At 60.2% G+C, this 22,362-nt stretch carries 20 protein-coding genes; 6 read left to right on the forward strand and 14 right to left on the reverse strand.

The features are described 5' to 3' along the window. Positions 1 to 102 precede the first annotated feature (102 nt). Positions 103 to 792 carry a COG3650 family protein gene (locus M2401_RS01890; RefSeq protein ID WP_259098991.1) on the reverse strand — a complete coding sequence of 230 codons (690 nt, stop codon included), beginning with the start codon at positions 790 to 792 and terminating at the stop codon, positions 103 to 105. A 180-nt stretch (positions 793 to 972) separates the two neighbouring features. Next, the gene (locus tag M2401_RS01895; protein ID WP_259098994.1) at positions 973 to 1,572 is read right to left on the reverse strand and encodes a short chain dehydrogenase; all 600 of its coding nucleotides are present in this window, start codon (positions 1,570 to 1,572) and stop codon (positions 973 to 975) included. Between the two features lie 106 nt (positions 1,573 to 1,678). Between M2401_RS01895 and M2401_RS01900 the strand changes: the two genes are divergently transcribed. Next, positions 1,679 to 2,611 carry a LysR family transcriptional regulator gene (locus tag M2401_RS01900; RefSeq protein WP_259098996.1) on the forward strand — a complete coding sequence of 311 codons (933 nt, stop codon included), beginning with the start codon at positions 1,679 to 1,681 and terminating at the stop codon, positions 2,609 to 2,611. A 46-nt stretch (positions 2,612 to 2,657) separates the two neighbouring features. On the opposite strand, the gene M2401_RS01905 is transcribed toward M2401_RS01900, so the two are convergent. From M2401_RS01905 to M2401_RS01925, 5 genes are all read right to left on the reverse strand, one after another. Beyond that, positions 2,658 to 3,359, reverse strand: coding sequence for an ABC transporter ATP-binding protein (locus M2401_RS01905; RefSeq protein WP_259098998.1), 702 nt, complete (start codon positions 3,357 to 3,359; stop codon positions 2,658 to 2,660). Next, the gene (livG, locus tag M2401_RS01910; RefSeq protein WP_259098999.1) at positions 3,360 to 4,127 is read right to left on the reverse strand and encodes a high-affinity branched-chain amino acid ABC transporter ATP-binding protein LivG; all 768 of its coding nucleotides are present in this window, start codon (positions 4,125 to 4,127) and stop codon (positions 3,360 to 3,362) included. Continuing rightward, complete coding sequence (locus tag M2401_RS01915) at positions 4,124 to 5,380, reverse strand: high-affinity branched-chain amino acid ABC transporter permease LivM (RefSeq protein ID WP_259099001.1); 1,257 nt, start codon at positions 5,378 to 5,380, stop codon at positions 4,124 to 4,126. The genes livG and M2401_RS01915 overlap by 4 nt, the downstream gene beginning before the upstream one ends. After that, the gene (gene livH, locus M2401_RS01920) at positions 5,377 to 6,306 is read right to left on the reverse strand and encodes a high-affinity branched-chain amino acid ABC transporter permease LivH (protein ID WP_259099002.1); all 930 of its coding nucleotides are present in this window, start codon (positions 6,304 to 6,306) and stop codon (positions 5,377 to 5,379) included. The genes M2401_RS01915 and livH overlap by 4 nt, the downstream gene beginning before the upstream one ends. 216 nt (positions 6,307 to 6,522) lie before the next feature. Next, positions 6,523 to 7,650 (reverse strand): branched-chain amino acid ABC transporter substrate-binding protein, encoded by a 1,128-nt coding sequence (locus tag M2401_RS01925; protein WP_259099004.1) that lies wholly within the window; start codon positions 7,648 to 7,650, stop codon positions 6,523 to 6,525. 331 nt (positions 7,651 to 7,981) lie between these two features. On the opposite strand from M2401_RS01925, the gene M2401_RS01930 reads away from it, so the two are divergent. Continuing rightward, positions 7,982 to 8,287, forward strand: coding sequence for a DUF2288 domain-containing protein (locus M2401_RS01930; RefSeq protein WP_259099005.1), 306 nt, complete (start codon positions 7,982 to 7,984; stop codon positions 8,285 to 8,287). A 218-nt stretch (positions 8,288 to 8,505) separates the two neighbouring features. On the opposite strand, the gene M2401_RS01935 is transcribed toward M2401_RS01930, so the two are convergent. After that, the gene (locus tag M2401_RS01935) at positions 8,506 to 10,569 is read right to left on the reverse strand and encodes a hypothetical protein (RefSeq protein WP_409033873.1); all 2,064 of its coding nucleotides are present in this window, start codon (positions 10,567 to 10,569) and stop codon (positions 8,506 to 8,508) included. A 313-nt stretch (positions 10,570 to 10,882) separates the two neighbouring features. Continuing rightward, the gene (locus M2401_RS01940) at positions 10,883 to 13,156 is read right to left on the reverse strand and encodes a bifunctional diguanylate cyclase/phosphodiesterase (protein WP_259099009.1); all 2,274 of its coding nucleotides are present in this window, start codon (positions 13,154 to 13,156) and stop codon (positions 10,883 to 10,885) included. A 277-nt stretch (positions 13,157 to 13,433) separates the two neighbouring features. On the opposite strand from M2401_RS01940, the gene M2401_RS01945 reads away from it, so the two are divergent. Beyond that, complete coding sequence (locus M2401_RS01945; RefSeq protein WP_259099011.1) at positions 13,434 to 14,807, forward strand: MFS transporter; 1,374 nt, start codon at positions 13,434 to 13,436, stop codon at positions 14,805 to 14,807. Between the two features lie 115 nt (positions 14,808 to 14,922). Here the strand turns inward: M2401_RS01945 and rapA are convergent, their stop codons facing one another. Then, complete coding sequence (gene rapA, locus M2401_RS01950) at positions 14,923 to 17,769, reverse strand: RNA polymerase-associated protein RapA (protein ID WP_259099014.1); 2,847 nt, start codon at positions 17,767 to 17,769, stop codon at positions 14,923 to 14,925. A gap of 226 nt (positions 17,770 to 17,995) precedes the next feature. Here rapA and M2401_RS01955 point away from each other — a divergent pair, with 226 nt between their 5' ends. Continuing rightward, complete coding sequence (locus M2401_RS01955) at positions 17,996 to 18,334, forward strand: aspartate-semialdehyde dehydrogenase (RefSeq protein WP_259099017.1); 339 nt, start codon at positions 17,996 to 17,998, stop codon at positions 18,332 to 18,334. Between the two features lie 150 nt (positions 18,335 to 18,484). Here the strand turns inward: M2401_RS01955 and M2401_RS01960 are convergent, their stop codons facing one another. The 3 genes from M2401_RS01960 to M2401_RS01970 all read right to left on the reverse strand — a co-directional run bounded on the left by M2401_RS01960 (position 18,485) and on the right by M2401_RS01970 (position 21,151). Further along, positions 18,485 to 19,669 carry an aminotransferase class V-fold PLP-dependent enzyme gene (locus tag M2401_RS01960; protein ID WP_259099020.1) on the reverse strand — a complete coding sequence of 395 codons (1,185 nt, stop codon included), beginning with the start codon at positions 19,667 to 19,669 and terminating at the stop codon, positions 18,485 to 18,487. Further along, positions 19,666 to 20,133 (reverse strand): RidA family protein, encoded by a 468-nt coding sequence (locus tag M2401_RS01965; RefSeq protein WP_259099023.1) that lies wholly within the window; start codon positions 20,131 to 20,133, stop codon positions 19,666 to 19,668. Before M2401_RS01965 ends, M2401_RS01960 begins: the two co-directional genes overlap by 4 nt. A 91-nt stretch (positions 20,134 to 20,224) precedes the next feature. Next, positions 20,225 to 21,151, reverse strand: coding sequence for a LysR substrate-binding domain-containing protein (locus tag M2401_RS01970; protein WP_259099026.1), 927 nt, complete (start codon positions 21,149 to 21,151; stop codon positions 20,225 to 20,227). Between the two features lie 125 nt (positions 21,152 to 21,276). Here M2401_RS01970 and M2401_RS01975 point away from each other — a divergent pair, with 125 nt between their 5' ends. Both M2401_RS01975 and ccoM read left to right on the forward strand, forming a co-directional pair. Then, positions 21,277 to 21,435 (forward strand): hypothetical protein, encoded by a 159-nt coding sequence (locus M2401_RS01975; RefSeq protein ID WP_259099029.1) that lies wholly within the window; start codon positions 21,277 to 21,279, stop codon positions 21,433 to 21,435. 156 nt (positions 21,436 to 21,591) lie between these two features. Continuing rightward, positions 21,592 to 21,708 carry a cytochrome c oxidase subunit CcoM gene (gene ccoM / locus M2401_RS34320; RefSeq protein ID WP_310504105.1) on the forward strand — a complete coding sequence of 39 codons (117 nt, stop codon included), beginning with the start codon at positions 21,592 to 21,594 and terminating at the stop codon, positions 21,706 to 21,708. A 183-nt stretch (positions 21,709 to 21,891) separates the two neighbouring features. Here the strand turns inward: ccoM and M2401_RS01980 are convergent, their stop codons facing one another. Next, complete coding sequence (locus tag M2401_RS01980; RefSeq protein WP_259099031.1) at positions 21,892 to 22,362, reverse strand: MaoC family dehydratase; 471 nt, start codon at positions 22,360 to 22,362, stop codon at positions 21,892 to 21,894.

The raw sequence follows: 22,362 nt of genomic DNA on the forward strand, positions 1-22,362 counted from the left end.
ACCGGCGATTATAAGGGGCTTGGGCCGGGCAAGCCATGATCAGGATTGCCGCGTGCTGCAAGCGGCCCTGCCATTGGCCGGACCGCTCGAATGACACTGCGCTCAATCGTTGCGCATGCCGCCGTAATAGCCGCAACCACGCATGACCTGGCTGTTGATGCGCAGCTCGGCGCTCAGGTGCTGTACCGATCCGTCCGCACTGTCCACGCAACGCTGCGGCGCGACCCACAGCTCGATGCGCTGATCGTTGGCTTCGCTGCTGACACTGAAGCGGCCTTCAGGCAGTTGCTCTTCTACGTAAGGCAGGGCCAGTGGTGCTTTGCCCGGACGCTCCAGGACCATGCCTTTGTTACTCACGCTGATGGTCCATTTCGGCGAATTGCCATTGACGTGCAGGGTCAGGAATTTGAAATTCGGGTCGGCGCAGGCGGCAGGGTCGGCACGTTCCACGCGATACAGCTGATAGAGACTCAACTGGCCATCACTGCCAGCGGCCTTGCTGGCGACAAAGTTGCCGCGCAGGTCGGCGAACAGTGTGTTCTGGCTGTTGGCCAGGCTTGCGCCTTCCTGCAGTACACCCGTATTGCCGCTGTCTTCCACCACATAGCGGCGCTGCTCACCGCAAGGCTGGAAGATCAGTTTGCCACCTTCACCGCTCAACGCGCCCTGCATGCGGATCATGCCGGCCTTGGAAACGGTTTGGGTATCGGAAGAGGATGAGCTGGCCAGCATCTGGCAGCCGGCGAACAGCGGCAGCAGGGCGAACAACAGGACGGAACGGGCAGCAAACATGTGGCGGTCTCCAGACAAGTGCCGCCACGTTACTCAGGCTGTCGTGGCATCACAAGGGGTAAACCGGGATTGTACGGCTGTGTGGGACCGGCTTTAGCCGGGAAGGCAGCGTTGCACACGATACATATGTGTTGGATGTACCGGCCTCTTCCCGGCTAAAGCCGGTCCCACAGAGGCATGTTAGCCAACGCGATAGGTCTGGCCGGTCTGTAGCCCTTCGACACTCTTGGCGTAGGCCAGAGCGACTTCTGCCGCAGGCACAGGCTTGAATCCACGGAAATACGGCGCGTAACTGTCCATGGCTTCGACCAGTACGGTCGGGCTGATGGAATTGATGCGCAGGCCCCGTGGGAGTTCGATCGCCGCCGCGCGAACAAAAGCGTCAATGGCGCCGTTGACCAGGCTGGCCGAGGTCCCGGTGCGGATCGGGTCGTGGGCCAGTACACCGGTGGTGAAGGTGAACGAGGCGCCGTCGTTGGCAAACTCGCGACCGATCAGCAGCAGATTGACCTGGCCCATCAGTTTGTCCTGCAAACCGAGGTCGAAGTCCGCGCTGTCCATTTCGCCCAGAGCCTTGAAGGTCACGCTGCCAGCCGCGCAGACCAGGGCGTCGAATTTGCCGGTCTGCTCGAACAGTTGGCGGATCGACTCAGGTTTGCTGATATCGACGTGCAGATCGCCGCTGGTACGGCCGATGCGTACCACTTCATGACGTTTGGCCAGTTCTTCGGCCACTGCCGAGCCGATGGTGCCGCTGGCGCCGATCAATAGAATCTTCATGCTGTGCTCCTGTGCAAAGAAAGAACGTGGGAGAAGTTTAAGCGGCTTTTTTATCGTCGATAAAGGTGCTAATAGATAACCTTTGGTTCTCCATAGGAAACAATCCATGAGCGAGATCGAGGACCTGGCTGCCTTTGCAGTGCTGATCGAGTCCGGCAGCTTCACCGCTGCTTCGGCCCAGCTGGGGTGCAGCAAGGGCAGCCTGTCCAAGCGCATCAGCCATCTGGAGCAGATTTATTCGGTGTTGCTGCTGCACCGCAGTACCCGCAGCCTGAACCTGACTGCAGCGGGCGCGGCGTTGCTGCCGCAAGCGCAGTCATTGCTGGCCAACCTTGAGCGAGCGCGGGATATCGTTGCCCTGATGCGTGATGAGATGGTCGGGCAGGTGCGTCTGACGGTGCCAGTCTCGTTGGGGGAAACCTTCTTCGATGGTCTGTTGAGTGAGTTCGCTGAGGAATATCCGCAAGTCAGTATCGAACTGGAGTTGAGCAACAATTTCCACGATCTGCGCCGTGACGGCTTCGACATGGCCATCCGCTCTCATGTGGCCAGTGATGAGCGCCTGGTATCGCGGCCATTGCTGGCGATGCAGGAACTGACCTGTGCCAGCACGGCCTATCTGGATGCCCATGGCTGGCCGCAGACGCCACAGGACCTGGTCGGCCATCGTTGCCTGCTCAACAGCCATTACAGCGGTCGTCATCAATGGCTTTACCATCAGCAACACGAGCTGACCCGGGTGCAGGTCAGTGGCACGTTTGCCAGTAATCACTATGGTTTGCTAAAAAAGGCGGCACTGGTTGGCGCCGGCATTGCGCGTCTGCCGTCCTATATGGTCCACCGCGAAATCAACGATGGGCGTCTGCATTGGTTGCTGCGCGACTATCACACCAGTGTCACGCCGCTGTTGCTGGTACACCCATACGAAAACGAACTGCCCAAGCGTATGCAGGTATTGATCGACTATCTGTGCCGATGGTTTGAGCGCAGCGGTGCGGCTCTCGAACGTTTAAGCGGCGATAAAAAAAACGGCCCGTAGGCCGTTTTTCCACTGGCGCCATCAAGGCGCCATTCCCCCCTACGCTTCAACCGCCCAGATAGGCGTCGCGTACTTTCGGGTCCACCAACAGTTCTTCCCCGGTGCCTTGCATGACCACGCGACCGTTTTCCAGGACGTAGGCGCGATCGGCGATTTTCAGGGCCTGATTGGCGTTTTGCTCTACAAGGAACACCGTCACCCCATCACGACGCAGCTGTTCGACGATCTCGAAGATCTGCTGAATGATGATCGGCGCCAAGCCCAGCGAGGGCTCGTCCAGCAGCAACAGCTTGGGCTTGCTCATCAGCGCCCTGCCAATGGCAAGCATCTGCTGTTCGCCGCCGGACATAGTGCCGCCGCGTTGCGTGAAGCGTTCCTTGAGGCGAGGGAACAGTTGCAGGACTTTGTCCATTTGCTCCTGATAATCACCCTTTTCCGTGAAAAAGCCACCCATTGCCAGGTTTTCTTCCACGGTCAGGCGAGCGAACACCCGGCGGCCTTCCGGCACAACCGCGATGCTCTTGCGCATGATCACTGACGATTCCTGCCCCACCAGCTCTTCGCCCATGTAGCGAATGCTGCCGCTGTGCGCCCTTGGCGAACCACAGAGGGTCATCAGCAGGGTCGACTTGCCAGCACCGTTGGCGCCGATCAGGGTGACGATCTCTCCCTGGCGGACATCAACGTTGACGCTGTGCAGCGCCTGGATCTTGCCATAGAAGGTGGAAACGTTTTCGAACTGCAGCATTTACGCTTCCCCCAGGTAGGCTTTGATCACTTCAGGATTGTCGCGGATCTGTTCTGGCGTGCCGTCGGCCAGGGGGGTGCCCTGGTTGATCACGACGATATGGTCGGAAATGCTCATGACCAGTTTCATGTCGTGCTCGATCAGCAGAACGGTCGCGTTGTGCTCGTTGCGCAACACGCCGATCAGAGCCTTTAGGTCATCGGTTTCCCGTGGGTTCAAGCCGGCTGCCGGTTCGTCGAGCATGAGGATGCGTGGGCGCGTCATCATGCAGCGGGCGATTTCCAGGCGGCGTTGCTGACCGTAGGCCAGGGTGCCGGCCGGACGGTTGGCGAACTCCTTGAGGTTGACCGCTTCGAGCCAGTGCTCGGCGTAGTCCATGGCCTCGCGCTCGCTGCGACGGAACGCCGGAGTCTTGAACAGGCCCGCCAGGAAGTTGGTGTTCAGGTGCCGGTGCTGGGCGACCAGCAGGTTTTCCACCGCGGTCATTTCCTTGAACAGACGCACGTTCTGGAATGTCCGGACCACGCCTTTACGGGCGATTTCGTGCCCGGCCAGGCCCTGGATCGGTTCGCCGTCGAGCAGGATAGTGCCCGCCGTCGGCTTGTAGAAACCGGTGAGGCAGTTGAATACGGTGGTCTTGCCGGCGCCGTTGGGGCCGATCATCGACACAACCTGTTTCTCGTTGACGGTCAGACCGACACCGTTGACGGCCAGCAGGCCGCCGAAGCGCATGCTCAAGCCCGAGGCTTGCAGAAGTGGGCGGCTCATTTGCGCAGCTCCATGTGGGGGCGTTGCATAGGCAGCAGACCTTGAGGACGCCAGATCATCATCAGCACCATCAGGGCGCCGAACATCAACATGCGGTATTCACTGAAATCACGCATCAATTCAGGCAGCAGGATCATCACCACGGCAGCCAGGATGACGCCCAGTTGCGAGCCCATGCCACCCAGCACGACGATGGCGAGGATGATCGCCGACTCGATGAAGGTGAAGGATTCCGGTGTCACCAGCCCCTGACGGGCGGCGAAGAAGCTACCGGCGAAACCGGCGAAGGCAGCACCCAGGGTGAAGGCCGACAGCTTGATCACGGTCGGATTCAGGCCCAGGGCACGGCAGGCGATTTCGTCTTCGCGCAGCGCTTCCCAGGCACGGCCGATCGGCATGCGCAGCAGGCGGTTGATCACGAACAGTGCGGCCAGGGCCAGCAGCAGGGCGACCAGGTAAAGGAAGATCACCTTGTTGATCGAGTTGTATTCGAGGCCGAAGAACTCGTGGAAGGTGCGCATCCCTTCGGCGGCCTTGCGTTCGAACGACAGGCCGAACAGGGTCGGTTTCTCGATGTTGCTGATGCCGTTGGGGCCACCGGTGAGGTCGGTCATGTTACGCAGCAGCAGGCGGATGATTTCACCGAAACCCAGGGTCACGATGGCCAGGTAGTCGCCGCGCAGACGCAGTACCGGGAAGCCCAGCAGGAAGCCGAACAACGCCGCCATCAGGCCGGCGATGGGCAGGCAGATCCAGAAACCCAGGCCGTAGTAGTGCGAGAGCAGAGCGTAGCTGTAAGCGCCGACGGCATAGAAACCGACATAACCCAAGTCCAGCAGGCCCGCCAGGCCGACCACGATGTTCAGGCCCAGGCCGAGCATCACATAGATCAGCACCAGGGTAGCGATGTCGACCGCGCCACGGGAGCCGAAGAACGGCCAGACCAGGGCGACCATGACCAATGCCAGGATGATCCAGCGCTGGGTGCTCGGCAGGGTCAGGAAGTTGCTGGCCTTGGCCGGAATCAGCGGGCCGCTGCTTTTGTTGCGCCACAGGCCGCTGATTTCATCGTGGAACAGCACGCGAATGAACATCGCGGCCGCACAGGCGAAGATGATGCTCATGGTCGTTTGGCTGGCACCGAGAACAGCCAGTTTGACGCCGACGATCTCAAGCTTCAGGCCGAAGATCGGGTACGCCACGGCCAGCACCAGCAGGGCGCTGAAAAACGCCGATTTGAGTTTCTTGGTCATACTTTTTCAACCTCCGGGCGGCCAAGCAGGCCGGTCGGCCGGAACAACAACACTAATACGAGCAGGCCAAACGAGACCACGTCCTTGTACTGGTCGCCGAACACGTCGGCGCCGAAAGCTTCGGCTACACCCAGTACCAGACCGCCAAGCATCGCCCCCGGAATACTGCCGATACCGCCCAATACTGCGGCGGTGAAGGCTTTGATGCCGACGAGGAAGCCGGCGTTGGGGTTGATGACTCCGTATTGCATGCTCAGCAATACGGCCGCCACGGCAGCCAGGGCGGCGCCGATGACGAAGGTCAGGGCAATGATGTTGTTGGTGTTGATACCCAGCAGGTTGGCCATCTTGATGTCTTCGGCACAGGCGCGGCAGGCGCGGCCCAAGCGGGAGCGGGAGATGAACCAGGTCAGGCCGAGCATGGCGACCAGGGTAACGATGAAGATCAGGATCTGCATGTAGGAGATCACGACTTCATGGGTACTGCCTGGGCCGAACACGAAGTTGCCGGGAATCAGGTTGGGAATCGACTTGTCCTTGGAGTCCTGCGCCAGCAAGACGCTGTTCTGCAGGAATATCGACATGCCGATGGCAGAAATCAGGGGGATCAGACGGTTGCTGCCCCGCAACGGACGGTAGGCCACACGTTCGATGGCATAACCGTAGGCGCTGGTCACCACGATACTGGCGACAAAAGCAGCGGTAATCAGTAGCGGCAGATTGTCGAGGCCCATCATGCTCAGCCCCGCCAGGGCGATGAACGCCACGTAGGAACCGATCATGTACACCTCGCCGTGGGCGAAGTTGATCATGCCGATGATGCCGTAGACCATGGTGTAGCCAATGGCGATCAGGGCATAGGTACTGCCGATGGTCAATCCGTTAACCAGTTGTTGGAAAAAGTGATAGATGTCTATCTCGGGCATTACAGCGCTCCTAAAAACCTGCTCGGTGTTTCACTGGTGAAGTCGTTTCTGCTCGCGTGCCGTGATCTGTGTCCACGTTTGACACGAGCCCAGTGAATCACTGGTAACGGTTTCAAGATGTTCAAAGGCTCATGGATTCTTGTGAAACCCGCCAGCCTCGTAAAACAAAGCCCACTGCGGTTGCAGTGGGCTCTGGGTTCAACGCGAGGCGTGTGATTACTTCACAGGCGCTTCAGTCTTGGTGCCATCTTTGTGCCAGGTGTAGACCACGAACTTGAAGTTCTTCAGGTCACCCTTTTCATCAAAGGACAAGTCGCCGGTTGGCGTCTTGAAGGTGTTGGCGCGCAGGTATTCAGCGACTTTCTTCGGATCTTCGCTTTTGCTGCCCTTGATGGAGTCGGCAATCACTTCAACCGCAGCGTAGGAAGGGAACACGAACGGACCGCTCGGATCTTCTTTCTTCGCTTTGAAAGCTTCTACCAGGGCCTTGTTGGCCGGATCCTGGTCGAACGAGGCAGGCAGGGTTACCAGCAGGCCTTCGGAAGCGTCCTGGGCGATCTGCGAGATGGAAGCGTTACCCACGCCTTCCGGACCCATGAAGCCAGCTTTCAGGCCTTTTTCCTGAGCTTGACGCAGGATCAGGCCCAGCTCCGGGTGGTAGCCGCCGTAGTAAACGAAGTCAACGTTGGCTTGCTTCATTTTCGCGATCAGCGAGGAGAAGTCCTTGTCGCCGGCGTTGATGCCTTCGAACAGGGCGACTTTCACGCCGTCTTTTTCCAGAGTCTGTTTAACGGCAGTGGCGATACCTTCACCGTACTGCTGTTTGTCGTGGATAACCGCGACGACTTTAGGCTTGACCTGTTTGGCAATGTAGTTGCCGGCAGCCGGGCCCTGAGCGCTGTCCAGACCGATGGTGCGGAACACCAGCTTGTAGCCACGCGCGGTGATTTCCGGGCTGGTTGCAGCCGGGGTCATCATCAGGATGCCTTCGTCTTCGTAGATGTCGGACGCTGGCTGGGTGGAGCTGGAGCACAGGTGGCCGATCACGAACTTGACGCCGTCGTTGACGACTTTGTTGGCGATGGCGACTGCCTGTTTAGGATCGCAGGCATCGTCGTATTCAACGGCTTCGAGTTTCTTGCCATCCACGCCGCCTTTGGCGTTGATTTGCTCGATGGCCATTTTCGCGCCGCTGAACTGCATGTCGCCGTACTGGGCAACTGCGCCGGTCTTAGGGCCGGCGATGCCGATCTTGATGGTGTCTGCTGCAAACGAATGGCTGGCAACCCCCGCCAGAACCAGTGCGGCAAACAACTTGGAAATCTGCTTAGAACCCTTAGTCATGATGCTCCACTCTTGCGTTGTAGTTTTTATAATCCTGACGGCCAAAAAGCTGCAGGACCGGATTGAGTAATCCAGGTTTGTCCCCACCTGCAACTGTACCGGCACAGTTTAGAGTGCCGATCCTGCGCTTGGAAAGCTGGCTGCGGGGGGACGAACCTATCGATGTCGCTTAATTGAAAGAAAGTTACAGAATCAAGTCGATCGATCGGTGAACTCAGTCCTCAAATCTCCCTGCCTGTCTGAACTTCCCTGCAATCATTCAGGTGAATCTGGGTTTGTCTGAAGAAAACGCGGCGCTATCATTGCGCCGATTTTCTTTTTGGTGAAACCCATGACTGAAGAACCTAGCACCCTCTATGCCAAACTGCTCGGTGAGACCGCCTCCATCACCTGGACAGAATTGCAACCATTCTTTGCCAAGGGTGCCCTGTTGTGGGTCGACGCCTCCCTGGATCTGGTCGCCGTAGCGCACGCCATCGCGCAAAACGAGGCGGATAAGGTCGCCGCGTGGATGGCCAGTGGTGAAGTCGGCAAGGTGGCTGAGTCGAGGGCTGTGGACCTGCTGGAGCGCAATCCGCCGCTCTGGGCAGTCGTAGTGGCACCTTGGGTGTTGGTCCAGGATAGGGCGATGGATTGATTTTGTGGGCTTTTTTGGTGCGCTCCGGCGGCTAAGTGAGTAGGCTGGTAACTGTCGGTTTTCTGCCGTAGAGAAAAGCCCCACAGGTAGATCACCTGTGGGAGCCGGCTTGCTGGCGATAGCGGTGGATAATTCACCGACGCTATTACGAGCGCTGCGCACTCGATCGCCACCAAGGCGGCTCCCACACCCACCTACTCCTGGGCAGATCCCTGCACTCAATACGCCGTCTTGCCCGTATGGTTATTCAGCGAAATGACCCGGGTCTTGCCGATGCGGTGGCGATAGATCTCGCGCAGGTACTTCACCGCCTTCTTCACGCTGTCGCGGGAAATGCGGATATCGTTGATCGAGACGAACTTGGATTTGTCTTCGATCAGCTCGCGATACTTCTTCTCATACATCGGTTTGATCGCATACCAGTTGGTATCGAGGATCTTGGCCGGGTTCTCGTATTCGTTAAGCAGCTCATCAACGCGACCTTCGTCGAACTCGTCGCTGACGATGAAGTCGAGGATGGCATTGTCCAGGGTGTCGTCGAAGCGGAACTCATTGCGGGCAAAGCAGCGCTTGATAAAGGCCACGATCAACGTCAGGAAATCGTCCGACAGGCACGGGCTCTTGGCGATCAGGGTGGTCAGCGACAGGTTGGCCGAAGCGCCGATTACCAGTGCGTAACGCTTGAGCGTGGTGTTGGGGAACAGGCTGTTGAGATGGGTCTTGAGCCGGTTCAGGTCCATGTAGGACAGCTTGTAGTCCTTGGGCAGCGAGACGATGGACACCACCGACGAGCAGTTCTTGAAGAAGTGCAGGTCGTGCAGGGCCGCCGCGTCGTAGCCGGAGGTCTTGTACTGATCCAGAGCGGCGCGGTAGCGCTTGGACTCGATCGGCAGCAGGCTGATGCCTTCAATGGCCTGGGTGACCTTGTTGAAGTGCGGCAGGTCGATGGAGCGGAAGAACAGATCGTCGATATTCAGGCGCGGCGGCTCTTTCTCGAACACCTTGAACTTGTCCGAACCCGGCACTGGTTGCTCCGGTACCACGGATTCGGCGTAGGCGCAGGCCACCGGCCCGGCCAGGCTCATGAACAGGTCGTTGGCATCCAGGCGGATGGTTTCGCCAATGTCGATGCCGGCACGCCGGAAGTAGTTCTGGTCGTAGTCAGTGGTGACTGCCTGGGCGGTCAGAATGTTGAAGATTTGCTGCGAGATGTACTGGTTGGCGTGACGCTCCATGGCGTTGACGTCGATATTCTCGATGCCGCTGTCATCGCTCTGTTCGGCGTAACGCATGATGTCGTTGGAGATCAGCATCATGGCGTTCCATGGGCGGATACGGCCCATGACACTGGCTTCGCTGCTGTCTTCGTTTTCGAAGTTGTAGGAGAAGTCCCATTCTTCAGCCAGATACTTGCAGAGCAAGCGACCGGCGTTGATGTGCAGGGCTTCCGACATTTCGCTGCGATGGTCGGAGATATTCGGCAGCACGCAAATGCCGCTGGTGAAGATCGGTTCGAAAACAAAGGAGCGACCGCGCTTGCTGTCGTTCTCGCTGGCCGGCTTGGTGTCGAAGGTTTTATTCATGTATGAGTATTGCTGGGCCAGGCCGAACTCCGAGGCCATGCCCGAACCGGTACCACCACCGGCGCTGAAAATGTAGAAGTACAGGCGCGACTGGTTGGCCTTGATGCCGCAGGAGTCGATAAGGTACGAGTGGATCAGCTTCCAGTCGGCGCTGGAGAAGTTCTGGGTGTCCTTGTTGAGGATGATCTTGGCCAGGTACTGACCCAGAATCGGCGCGTTACCCGCACCCCCGGCATGCACCTCGGACAGGTCCATGATTTTCATTTTGCTGTAGTCGTTGATGAACCCGCTTTTCTCGCCTTTGCGCGAGAAGCGGATGCGCCCGGCAATATCCTTGTCCAGGTCGCCCAGCATCACCAGGGGCTCAACCAGGAAAACCGGCTTGGCGGCCTTGCTCTGTACCAGGCGCAGGTTGTTGCGAATCCAGTTGGCCGGGCTGTAGCTCTTGTCGGCAGCCAGGCGGTCTTCGTTGTTGAACTGATTCAGGTAGAACTTGCGCGCGTTGTACACCAGTTCGGCGACGTCCAGCGCAATGTTCGAACCGCACCGGCCGAGGCCGATCAGGCACACCGAAGGAAACTGCTGGTCACGGCGCATCTCGTCGTCTTCGACGTGCGCCGGCGACGGCGGAAACACGATATCGCGCAGGCCATCGAGATTGTCGAGGATGCGATCGGTATCGGTCTCGGTGAAGTACATGTACGGCTGGGCCGGGATGTACTGCTGCACGGGAAGCGGTTGCGCACGATAGTAGGCTTGCGGGGCCACGGCCTTTTCTGTCGTGACGCCGACCTGGATTTCGGAAGCCGAATCAGCTGCTGTGTTTTTATTGGTCATCGTGCGCCATATACCTGGAAGGATGGCGGCTCCAGTGCATGTCACCGCGCCATCACAGAAAAAGAAATTACGACTTTACAGTGCGCTTTTTGCTTGGGCGATAGGGCTTTGCCCTAGTCGTGACTAAGGCTTTTCCCCTTTGTCGGTTGAAGGATCGGCCCGGTGCCGACAATCTTTAATCTTTTACCCGATGAATGGTTTGCTTACGATTTGACCAAGGGGAAGAAACATGATCGGCGTCACCATTTTCATCGGCTGACGTCTCTTGCGGCAGCGTTTCGACGATGACCGGTTTGCGTTGGTTGAGCTCCTGCACCAGTGGGCGCAACTGCTCCAGCGGCATGGGCTTGCTGAACAGATAGCCTTGCACGTAATCGCAGCCGTAGCGGCTGAGGAAGTCCAGTTGCGCCGGGCTTTCCACCCCTTCGGTAACGACTTTGAGGTGCAGGGTATGGGCCATGACGATGATCGCCTGGACGATCTCCATGTCCTGGGGCGATTGCGGAATGTCGATGATGAACGAGCGGTCGATCTTCACCGTGTCCAGGGGTAGGCGCTTGAGATAGGCCAGGGATGAGTAGCCGGTGCCGAAGTCGTCAATGGACAGCGAGACGCCCAGAGCACGAATCCGTTTCAACAGCTGGATGGTGTTGCTGATATTGCCCATCAGGGCGTTTTCGGTCACCTCCAGTTCCAAGCGTCGTGGCAGCACGCCATTGCGGCGCAAAGCGTCCTCGATCTCGTCATGCAGCTCTTCCCGGGCCAGGTTCAGGGCCGAGCAGTTGACGGCGATGATCAGGTGGTCGAAGCCGGGGCTGCGCAACTCGCTCAGATCCCTGCAGGCGCGTTGCAGTACCCAACTGTCCAGGTCGGCGATCAGGCCGTTGGCTTCGGCGATACCGATGAAGCGCTCGGGCGTCAGCAGGCCGTGTTGCGGATGTTGCCAGCGCACCAGCGCTTCAAGCTTGGCCACCTGGCCGGTGCGCAGGTCAACGATGGGCTGGTAATACACTTGCAGCTCGCTTTCTTCACGCAAGGCGCTGCGCAATTCCTCCTCCAGCAACAGTTCCAGGCTGGCCTTGGTCCGCAGGTTGGGGCTGAAGAAGTTGAACCGATTGCGCCCGTGGCCCTTGGACTGATAAAGCGCAAGGTCGGCGTTTTTCAGCAGTTCGTCGCAGGTTTTGCCATCACGGGGGAACACGCTGATGCCGATGCTGGTGGTCATGACCATGCGCCGTCCGGCCAGCTCAATGGGCTCCTTGGTTTTTTGCAGAATGCGCTCGGCCAGGTGTCGGGCTTCCTCATGGTGATCGGGCAGGCTGATCAGGATGCAGAATTCGTCGCCGCCAAAACGCGAGACTACGTCCTGAATGCGCGTGGCGCTGCGAATGCGCTCGGCCACCACCTTGAGCAGTTCGTCACCGGCATCGTGGCCGAGGCTGTCGTTGATGCGCTTGAAGTGGTCGATGTCGAGGAACATTACCGCCAGCATGCCGCCATCATGGGCATGTTCCATCAGTCGTTCGGCGAACAACTGGTTGAAGCCGCGGCGGTTGATCAGATTGGTCAACGGGTCGAAATGGGCGACCTGCTGCAAGGACATGCGTGCCTGATCGAGCTGGCTGAGCAGGGCGTTGACCCGCCGCAGATCGTGCTCCTTGCCTTGTAGCTTCTTGTCGGCGATGGCAGCGCTGATGGTCGCGGCGATCAGCAGCAGAGCGATCAGGGCCAGGGTCACGCTGATCTGCAGGTTGCGCTCGGGGTTGTCGGGCAGCAGGACTGCATCGATTGGCACGGTGAGATTGCGCGACCAGTTACCCAGCAGGTTGGCGCCAAGGATTTCCGCGCTGAGCAGCAGACTGGCGGCGAACTTGAGCAGTTGGTGGATCAGATTGCTGCCGTCGCTGAGATAGCGCGCCAGCAGAACGATCAACAGCCCGGTGCCAACGGCAATGGCTACCGACAGGCCGAACAGATGCGGCTCGAAATAAGCCACGGCCACGGATTGCTGACCCAGCAGTCCGGCGTAGTGCATGGCGCTGAGGCTCAGGCCGATGGCGGCCGCGTAAATCAGGTATTGCCAGGGCCTGAGGATCTCCCTGCCCAAGGCCTGCATGCTCAGCAAGCCAGCGAATAACGCCAGCAGCATGGACACCAGGGTGCTGGGAATATCAAAGCCCATTTTCAGCGGCACATGCAACGCGCGCATGCTGATGACGTGCACGGTCCACACACCACCGGCCAGGCACAAGGCACCGAAACCGCCCCAACGATCCCGCGAGCGGGGTTTTTCGATATGTTTCAGGCGTTCAGCGATATCCAGCGTTGCGTAGCTCGTGGCGCAGGCGACCAGAAAGGCCAGGATGACCAGCAGTGGGTCGTGTTGAGCAGGTAGCAGTGCTCTGTCTGCCGCGAGCCCGGCAAAAAAATGGAAACCGAGCCACTCCATAGCGCCCCCACTTGTTCAATACCAGGGTGCCTCAGTCTCCTGACTGATGGCGATGTGCTGGAGTATAGGAGCAGAACAGGCCACGCCAGGCCTTATGGCCCGTTGCATTCAACGATTTTGGAATGTCAGACAAACTGTTTATTCCCCTGCCGCCTATGCCGCTGCGCACTATTTATTGCTCGACCTGATACCTGCTCCATGGCTTTACGAATGTTTACAGACAATCCGGCCAGAGGCTCCTAGGCTGCGCAACAACAATAAAAAAGAGAGCCTTGCCATGCCCAGTCCTATCGCGGGTCAAGCAACTCAGGCAGACAACGCCTGGCGCGTGCTGTTTCTGTTGTTTCTCGCCAACCTGTTCAACTTCTTCGACCGCACCATCCCGGCCATCATCATCGAGCCGATTCGCATGGAGTGGCACCTGAGCGACTTTCAGCTCGGCATCATTGGCACGGCCTTTACCCTGGTGTATGCCATCGCCGGATTGCCGCTCGGGCGCATCGCCGACAACGGTTCCCGCCGTGCCCTGATGGGCTGGGGCCTGGCGATATGGAGCGGGCTGACGGCGATCAACGGCTTGATGACCAGCTTTTGGAGCTTCCTCATCGTGCGTATGGGCGTTGGTGTCGGTGAAGCCAGCTATGCACCCGCAGCCAACTCGCTGATCGGCGATCTGTTCCCGGCGCACAAGCGTTCCCGGGCCATGGGCATCTTTATGCTCGGCCTGCCGTTGGGCCTGCTACTGGCCTATTTCACCATTGGTGCCATGGTCAAGGCGTTCGACAGCTGGCGTGCACCGTTCTTTATTGCGGCGGTGCCGGGCCTGGTGCTGGCGGTGTTCATGTTCTTCATTCGCGAGCCCAAGCGTGGTGCGGCGGAGAGCGTGCAGATGTCGGTGGAGAAGATCGACCGGCCCATCCGCAAAGTGCTGTCGGTGCCGACTTTTGGCTGGCTGGTGCTGGCCGGCCTGGCTTTCAACTTCGCCACCTATGCAACCAACTCGTTCATGGTGCCGATGTTGCAACGCTACTTTCAGCTGTCGTTGCAGAACGCGGCCATGGCTACGGGGCTGATTGTCGGGGTGACCGGGCTCGTCGGCCTGACCGTGGGCGGCTGGGTCGCGGACAAGGTGCATCAGCGCTGGGCCAACGGCCGTCTGTTGCTGGCGGCGTTCAGCATGCTCATCGCTACTCTGACCACCGGCTATGCCTTGCATGCCGGGCGTATCGAAATCGGCATATTCGTCGGCGTGTTCAGCATTGGCTGGCTGTTCTCCTACAACTTCTACACCTGCGTCTATACCGCCATTCAGGACGTGGTACAGCCGCGCCTGCGGGCCACGGCCATGGCGCTGTTCTTTGCCGGGCTGTATCTGTTGGGGGGTGGATTGGGGCCAGTGGTGGTCGGCTTACTGTCGGATCACTTCGCCCATGCGGCGATGGCGGCTGCCGGTGCCGAGCAGATGACCGAGGCGTTCAAGGCGGTGGGCCTGCACGACGCCATGTACCTGATCCCGGTGGCGATATTTCTGTGTCTGCTGTTTCTGCTGCAGGCTTCGCGGTGTTTCAGTCGGGATGCCCAGCGGATGAAGGCGGGGATGGTGGCGGATGCGCCGAAAGAGCAGCAGCCGGAAGGTGTGACAGCTGTGTAGGCCGACCTACACCTTGTCGGAGTCGGCTTGCTGGCGTTGGGTCAGGTACTGACCCTATTACGAGTGCTTCGCACTCGATCGCCACCAAGGCGGCTCCCACAATTGTGCGGCGACCTCAGCCCGCGACCAACACCCGAATCGCTTCCAGGCGCAACGCGGCTTTTTCCAGCATGGCCAGGCCTTGCTCGCGTTGGCTGCGCAGGGCGCTCAGCTCGCTGTCACGCACAGTCGGGTTGACTGCTTGCAAGGCGGTCAGGCGCGCCAGCTCTTCTTCGGTATCGGCCGCCAGGCGCCGCTGCGCTTCGGCCACGCGCTCGGCGTGCTTGGGCGCGATTTTGGCTTCACCGGCGTTGATCTTCGGCGTCAGCACATCGCGCTGGGCCTGGATGAACTTGTTGGCGCTGGCCCGTGGCACGCTTTCCAGCTGATCGTTCAAGGTCGCGAACGAGACCCGGGACGACAGGTCGTTACCATTGGCGTCGAGCAGGCAGCGCAGGGCCGCCGGTGGCAGGTAGCGGCCCAGTTGCAGGGCGCGCGGGGCAACCACTTCGCTGACGTAGAGCAGTTCCAGTAGCACGGTGCCTGGCTTGAGCGCCTTGTTCTTGATCAGCGCCACGGCGGTGTTGCCCATGGAGCCGGACAGCACCAGGTCCATGCCGCCCTGGACCATCGGGTGCTCCCAGGTGATGAACTGCATGTCTTCGCGGGTCAGCGCCTGGTTGCGGTCGTAGGTGATGGTCACGCCTTCGTCGTCACCCAGCGGGAAACTGGCGTCGAGCATCTTCTCGCTCGGCTTGAGGATCAGGGCGTTTTCCGAATGGTCTTCGCTGTCGATGCCGAACGCGTCGAACAGGGTTTCCATGTAGATCGGCAGGGTGAACTGGTCATCCTGCTCGAAAATCGCCTCGACCAACGCCTCACCTTCACCGGCACCGCCGGAGTTGAGTTCCAGCAGGCGGTCGCGGCCGGTGTGCAGTTCGCTTTCCAGACGCTCGCGCTCGCTGCGGGCTTCTTCGACCAGGGCTTGCCAGTCATCGTCATCGCCACCTTCAAGCAGCGGCAGCAGGCGCGGGCCGAACTGATACTGCAGGGCGTTGCCGGTCGGGCAGGTATTAAGGAAGGCGTTCAGCGCCTGGTGGTACCACTGGAACAGACGCTCTTGCGGGCTGGTTTCCAGGTACGGCACATGCAGTTCGATGATGTGCTTCTGACCGATCCGGTCCAGACGGCCGATGCGCTGCTCGAGCAGGTCCGGGTGCGCAGGCAGGTCGAACAGCACCAGATGGTGCGAGAACTGGAAGTTGCGGCCTTCACTGCCGATTTCCGAGCAGATCAGCACCTGGGCGCCGAACTCTTCGTCGGCGAAGTAGGCGGCGGCGCGGTCACGCTCGAGGATGTTCATGCCTTCATGGAACACCGTGGCCGGGATGCCGGAGCGCACGCGCAGGGCGTCTTCCAGGTCCATGGCGGTTTCGGCGTGGGCACAGATCACCAGGACCTTGACCCGCTTGAGCATCTTCAGGGTGTCGATCAGCCAGTCGACGCGTGGGTCGAAGCGCCACCAGCGCTGGTCTTCCTCGACATCGGGCTGAGCCTGGAAGCTGACTTCCGGATACAGGTCGGCATGTTCGCCCACCGGTAACTCGAGGTATTCGGCAGGGCAGGGCAGCGGGTACGGATGCAGCTTGCGCTCCGGGAAACCCTGCACGGCGGCGCGGGTGTTACGGAACAGTACGCGGCCGGTGCCGTGGCGGTCGAGCAGCTCGCGAATCAGCCGCGGGCCGGCCTCCTTGTCGCCATCGTTGATCGCGGTGAGCAGGGCTTCGCCCTCGCTGCCGAGGAAGCTCTGAATGGTCTTGTGTGCCTTGGGCGACAGGCGACCCTGATCCAGCAGTTCCTGCACGGCTTCAGCCACCGGGCGATAGTTCTCGCTTTCGGCGCGGAAAGCCTTCAGGTCGTGGAAACGGTTGGGGTCAAGCAGGCGCAGACGAGCAAAGTGGCTGTCCTGACCCAGTTGCTCCGGGGTCGCGGTCAGCAGCAGCACGCCGGGGATGACTTCGGCAAGCTGTTCGACCAGGGCGTATTGCGGGCTGACCTGATCTTCATGCCAGACCAGGTGATGAGCCTCGTCCACGACCAACAGGTCCCAGCCGGCGGCAAACAGCGCGTCCTGGGCCTTCTCGTCGTCGACCAGCCATTCCAGGGCAACCAGGGCAAGCTGGGTGTCTTCGAACGGGTTGCTGGCATCGCTCTCGATAAAGCGTTCGGCGTCGAACAACGCCACCTGCAGGTTGAAGCGCCGACGCATTTCCACCAGCCACTGGTGCTGCAGGTTCTCCGGAACCAGGATCAGTACGCGGTTGGCGCGGCCCGACAGCAGTTGGCGATGGATCACCAGACCGGCTTCGATGGTCTTGCCCAGACCCACTTCGTCGGCCAGCAGGACCCGTGGCGCGATGCGGTCAGCGACTTCACGGGCAATGTGCAACTGGTGGGCGATGGGTTGGGCGCGCACGCCACCCAGGCCCCACAGCGACGATTGCAGCTGGCGGCTGGTGTGTTCCAGGGTGTTGTAGCGCAGCGAGAACCAGGCCAGGGGGTCGATCTGCCCGGCGAACAGGCGATCAGTGGCCAGACGGAACTGGATGAAGTTCGACAGTTGCGTCTCCGGCAGGGTCACCGGCTGGTTTTGCGCGTTGAGGCCGTGGTAGACCAGCAGGCCGTCGACATCGTCGACCTCGCGCACGGTCATCTTCCAGTTCTCGAAGTGCGTGATCACATCGCCCGGCGAGAAACGCACCCGCGTCAGCGGCGCGTTGCGCAGCGCGTACTGGCGCGTGTCGCCAGTGGCCGGATAGAGCACGGTCAACAAGCGGCCGTCCTGTGCCAGAACGGTGCCTAAACCCAGCTCGGCTTCGCTGTCACTAATCCAGCGTTGCCCCGGTTGATACTGCTGCGCCATGCTGCCTGTCTCCGCCTTAAAAAGCCGACTATGTTAACGGATGCAGCCCTCCAGGCCAAAGAAGCATTGAGAAAAACCGTGCATTCGTCGGCCCGGACCGACAATTGGGCCGCTTGCGGGCACTTGTTGGCCAAAACAGAGTCGGACCTTTCTAAGTATCTTTCTAACTAACGGCCTCAAGTCGGCAAATTATTGGCCGACAGCTACTCAATAGGAGATCGAAATCATGTTGCAACCGACGCTTCCATTGAGTGCGGTGCCCATTACCTCGCAACTGGACCCCGCCCGGCAAGTACCCGAGATCCCTCCGGTCGCCCCGGTGCAGCCCAGTTCGGCCGAGGTGACCATCGACTTGCGCAAGGATGAAGCCGAGCGCGAGGCGCTGTATCTCTATGAGGAACAGCAACGCCAGCAGAGACAGAAACAGCAGGAAGAAAACGGCGAGCCTGTGGTTGAGCACCTGGCATTGCCGGGGCACTCGCTGAACGCCGATAACACCGTGCCCGTGGTGCCGCTGATCGATAACGAGCCGCGCCAGGGGATGTGGGTGGATGTCGAGGTTTGATCCTTCCCTCGATTATTGAACGATGCGGGAATTGTGGGAGCGGATTCATCCGCGAAGGGGCGGGCCAGGCGATAGAGATTGCTTGAATATACTGGCCTCTTCGCGAATGAATTCGCTCCCACATAGTTCATTCCCGCAAATATTGCGTTTTCAGCTGCGAAGTACCCGCACCAACTCAGCAATCTCCTCTTCCGTATTCAGATAACTCACTGACACCCTGGCAATAGACGCCAGCCCCCGCGCCTGCATGTCCAGCGGCGTATAAGCCACGCCATTGGCGCCGATATTGATGCCGTGCCCGGCCAGGTGCTCCTTGAGGGCGTTGGCGTCCCAGCCTTGCAGGTTCAGGGCGATCAAGCCTGATTGCTGGCCGGGCTCGCCGAGATCGTGCAGGGTCAGGCCGTCAATCTGCGCCAGTTGCTCGCGGGCGACGGCAGCCAGGTGCGCGATGCGCTGGCGGATGCGCGGGATACCCAGGTGCAGAGCCTCACCCAAAGCATTATCAAGCCCGGCCATCAGCGCCAGGGATACCTCGCTGGTCTCGAAGCGCCGGGCATCTGCGCGCGGGTGGAAGTGCTCGCCGTTCTGCGGTGCCGACAGTACATCGAGAAACGGCGGCTGCAGGCGCTCGATAAAACCCTCGCGGATATACAGCAGTGCGGTGCCCCGTGGCCCGCGCAGATACTTGCGGCAGGCACCCTTGAGCACATCGCAGCTCAGTGCCTGGACATCAACCTCGATCTGCCCCAGCGCTTGCCCTGCATCGATGAAATAGGCAATGCCGTGACGCCGCGCAACCGCACCGATCGCCGCCGCCGGGTTGATCAGGCCACCGTTGGCGGGCAGCCAGGTCAGGGAGATCAGCCGCACCCGCTCGTCGATCATCGCTTCCAGAGCATCCATCGAGACCGCGCCTGATGCATCGCACGGAATCACCTCGACACTCGCGCCCGCCGCCACCGCTTGGGCCATGCAGGCCAGGTTGCCGCCCCATTCCTGCCGTCCGACCAGAATGCGATCACCCGCGCACCACGGCGCTAAACCGGCAAAGGCCATGCCCCATGCCGCCGAGCCGCTGCTAATGAATGCCACTGAGGCCGTGGCTGCATTGATCAGTTGCGCCGCGCGATGCCGGGCGCTTTCCTGTAGCGCTTCGCCCTGAGCTGCGGCCTCCATCGGCCCGCTCAGGGCTTCGCGCTGCAATTGGCCGATGATTGCATCAAGAGTGGTCTGGCTGGGCAAGGACCCGCCGGAGTGGTTGAAGTGAATGACCCGCGCGCAACCGGGCGTGGCGGTGCGCAGGCTGCGGACTTGCTCCTCGCTGATGCTGCTCATGGCCGCAACTCAAAGACCGCATCCACTTCCACGGCCACACCCTGGGGCAGGGCGGCGACACCGACTGCGGTGCGCACATGGCGACCCGCTTCGCCGAGGGCATTGACCAACAGGTTAGAGGCTCCGTTGGCGACTACGCCCTGACGCTGGAAGTCAGGCGTGCAGGCGACGAATACGCCCAGGCGGACGATGCGCAGCAGTTTCGACAAGTCATCATCGATAGCGTCGGCCAGATGCGCGAGCAGGCCCAGTACCGCCAGTTCTGCAGCGGCAATGCCATCTTCTTCGCTGACCGATTCGCCCAGGCGGCCCTGATAGGCTGGCGCGCCGTCGAGCATGGGAATCTGCCCGGAGATATACAGCATGTTCTGGCTGCGCACGGTGCTGACGTAATTGGCGACCGGACTGCTTGGCGCGGGCAGTTGCAGGTCGAGGTGTTGCAGGCGTGCGGACAGACGGGTCATGACAGGGCGCTCCAATGAGGGGTAGGCCCACAATGGAAGGCCGCTGTCGGGACGACAAACGGATAGATTTCAGCCGACGTATCTAAATTTCTCATCCATGTTCAAAGCACTCCCGAATCAGCCAATCCGCGAAGCGCCGGGCCGCGTCGTTCATGGGCGCGCTCTGGCTGACCAGCCAGTAACCAATGTTGCTTTCGTAGGGCATATCGTCGAGCAGTTCGACCAGGGAGCCGTCCTGCAAGCGCCGGCTGATCAGGCGCTGGCGCCCCATGGCAATGCCCTGGCCGGAGACGGCGGCTTCGACCACGATGTTGTAGTCATGCAGCATCAGGCTTGGCACGGTGCTGATATCCAGGCGGTACTTCTTGGCCCAGTCCAGCCATTCGAATTGGCTGTGGGCGGCAATGGCCGATTGCGAGGTGAGCAGGGGGCCGGGGTTCAGGTCCGGGTGTTTGCGGCTTTTTTGACCCGCCAGCCACTGCGCCTTGAAGGCCGGGCTGCACACCGGGGCCAGGCGCTCGCTCATCAATAGCTCGGCGTTGACGTTGGCCCAGCCGCCTTTGCCATAGCGAATCGCTAGTTCCACTTCGTCCCCGGCGACATCCGCCAGTTGCCAGGAGGGCAGCAGTTCCACCTGGATATCCGGATGGGCCAGCAGAAAGCCGGACAGGCGCGGCGCCAGCCACAGGGTCGCGAAGGAGGCGAGCAGGCCGATGCGCAGGGTGCGCGGCTGGGCGTTGTGGCTGCGCAATGCGCGAGTGGCGGTGGCGATGGTTTCCAGGGCCTGGCGCACCTGTGGGTAATACGACTCGCCCGCCTCGGTCAGAGCGATGGCGCGGGTACGGCGAATGAACAGGCGGCAGTCCAGATGCTGTTCGAGCTTCTGCACCTGGTGGCTCAGGGCGCTCTGGGTCACCGACAGTTCCTGCCCGGCCTTGATGAAACTCAGGTGCCGGGCCACCGCCTCGAAGGCGCGCAGACTAAGCAGGGGCGGGAGATCGGCGTGCAGTGGGTCCAAGAGCGTCGTCCTGTTGAAAGCGTCCTGATGAAAGAGGCTCTAATTAAAGAAAGCCGGGCCACTGGTCATGGCCGATGCGATTGCGCATTATTGCCTCTGGTCCCGCTGTTCGAGAACTGTAAACCATGAGCGAAGACGAGAAACTGATCGACCTGAGCGCCGAGCGCGCCAAGCGGGTACACGATCTGAACGACAAGCGCTTGAACGAAGTGCGCAACGCCTTCGAGCAGGCCATGCCGATGAAAGGCAAGAAAAAGCCGAAAAACAAGCCTAAAAAGCGCTGAAATCTCTGCCTGCACCCCATTTCCGTTGACCCACGTCAGTTCGCCATGCGCTCGTAGCCCGAGCCCGTGGCGGCATTGACGTGGGTCAATTTCCTTGCGCCCATCGCTGGGTAATCTTGCTCCATCGAACGCACGGACAGGGAAGGAGGCGCAGTTATGTTTCTCGACAATGTGGTTGTCGCCGGAGTGGTTACCGTCGGCCTGATGGTGGTGTTTTTCGCAGGCCTGGGCATTTTTATCTGGAAGGACTCGCACAAGCGCAAGCCGGATTGAGTCTTTCTATAACAAGAGCACGCAAGGCATTTTGGGCGACTTCGGTCGCCCTTTTTTTTGCCTGAAATTCAGGTGCTTGCTGTGGGATCGAGGCTTGCCCGCGAAAGCATCACCTCAATTATCCTGGTGCACCGCGTTATCGTTTTTCGCGGGCAAGCCACGCTCCCACAGGTTTGGGCAGATTCAGCCAATGCTGATCTCAGGCAAAGTCGTCAGGGTCACGGTCTGCTGCTTGCGTGGCGCAAGGATCTCGGCTTCGCCATCGACTACCAACTCGTCGTTCTGGTTGAACACACGGGTGGCGATGCGTACGCGGAATTTCGGCAGTTTTTCCAGGATTTCCAGGCGCACGGTCAGGGTGTCGCCCAACTTCACCGGTTTCTGGAAGCTCATCTGCTGGCCAATATAGATAGTGCCCGGCCCAGGCAATTCACACGCCACCGCCGCGCTGATCAGGGCGCCGCTGAACATGCCGTGGGCAATGCGCTCCTTGAACATGGTCTTGGACGCATATTCGGCGTCCAGGTGAACCGGGTTGTGGTCGCCGGACATGGCGGCAAACAACTGGATATCGCGCTCTTCGACGGTTTTGCTGAAGCTGGCGGTCTGGCCGACTTCCAGGGCTTCGTACGGCGTGTTGGTGACTTCGGTCAT

The sequence above is a fragment of the Pseudomonas sp. JUb42 genome, assembly GCF_024807945.1.
Lineage (GTDB): Bacteria > Pseudomonadota > Gammaproteobacteria > Pseudomonadales > Pseudomonadaceae > Aquipseudomonas.

Excerpts from the sequence above, each read along its gene's own strand:
- M2401_RS01890 (WP_259098991.1), bottom strand. The coding sequence starts at position 792 with ATGTTTGCTGCCCGTTCCGTCCTGTTGTTCGCCCTGCTGCCGCTGTTC.
- M2401_RS01895 (WP_259098994.1), bottom strand. The coding sequence starts at position 1,572 with ATGAAGATTCTATTGATCGGCGCCAGCGGCACCATCGGCTCGGCAGTG.
- M2401_RS01900 (WP_259098996.1), top strand. The coding sequence starts at position 1,679 with ATGAGCGAGATCGAGGACCTGGCTGCCTTTGCAGTGCTGATCGAGTCC.
- M2401_RS01905 (WP_259098998.1), bottom strand. The coding sequence starts at position 3,359 with ATGCTGCAGTTCGAAAACGTTTCCACCTTCTATGGCAAGATCCAGGCG.
- livG (WP_259098999.1), bottom strand. The coding sequence starts at position 4,127 with ATGAGCCGCCCACTTCTGCAAGCCTCGGGCTTGAGCATGCGCTTCGGC.
- M2401_RS01915 (WP_259099001.1), bottom strand. The coding sequence starts at position 5,380 with ATGACCAAGAAACTCAAATCGGCGTTTTTCAGCGCCCTGCTGGTGCTG.
- livH (WP_259099002.1), bottom strand. The coding sequence starts at position 6,306 with ATGCCCGAGATAGACATCTATCACTTTTTCCAACAACTGGTTAACGGA.
- M2401_RS01925 (WP_259099004.1), bottom strand. The coding sequence starts at position 7,650 with ATGACTAAGGGTTCTAAGCAGATTTCCAAGTTGTTTGCCGCACTGGTT.
- M2401_RS01930 (WP_259099005.1), top strand. The coding sequence starts at position 7,982 with ATGACTGAAGAACCTAGCACCCTCTATGCCAAACTGCTCGGTGAGACC.
- M2401_RS01935 (WP_409033873.1), bottom strand. The coding sequence starts at position 10,569 with ATGTACTTCACCGAGACCGATACCGATCGCATCCTCGACAATCTCGAT.
- M2401_RS01940 (WP_259099009.1), bottom strand. The coding sequence starts at position 13,156 with ATGGAGTGGCTCGGTTTCCATTTTTTTGCCGGGCTCGCGGCAGACAGA.
- M2401_RS01945 (WP_259099011.1), top strand. The coding sequence starts at position 13,434 with ATGCCCAGTCCTATCGCGGGTCAAGCAACTCAGGCAGACAACGCCTGG.
- rapA (WP_259099014.1), bottom strand. The coding sequence starts at position 17,769 with ATGGCGCAGCAGTATCAACCGGGGCAACGCTGGATTAGTGACAGCGAA.
- M2401_RS01955 (WP_259099017.1), top strand. The coding sequence starts at position 17,996 with ATGTTGCAACCGACGCTTCCATTGAGTGCGGTGCCCATTACCTCGCAA.
- M2401_RS01960 (WP_259099020.1), bottom strand. The coding sequence starts at position 19,669 with ATGAGCAGCATCAGCGAGGAGCAAGTCCGCAGCCTGCGCACCGCCACG.
- M2401_RS01965 (WP_259099023.1), bottom strand. The coding sequence starts at position 20,133 with ATGACCCGTCTGTCCGCACGCCTGCAACACCTCGACCTGCAACTGCCC.
- M2401_RS01975 (WP_259099029.1), top strand. The coding sequence starts at position 21,277 with ATGAGCGAAGACGAGAAACTGATCGACCTGAGCGCCGAGCGCGCCAAG.
- ccoM (WP_310504105.1), top strand. The coding sequence starts at position 21,592 with ATGTTTCTCGACAATGTGGTTGTCGCCGGAGTGGTTACCGTCGGCCTG.
- M2401_RS01980 (WP_259099031.1), bottom strand. The coding sequence starts at position 22,362 with ATGACCGAAGTCACCAACACGCCGTACGAAGCCCTGGAAGTCGGCCAG.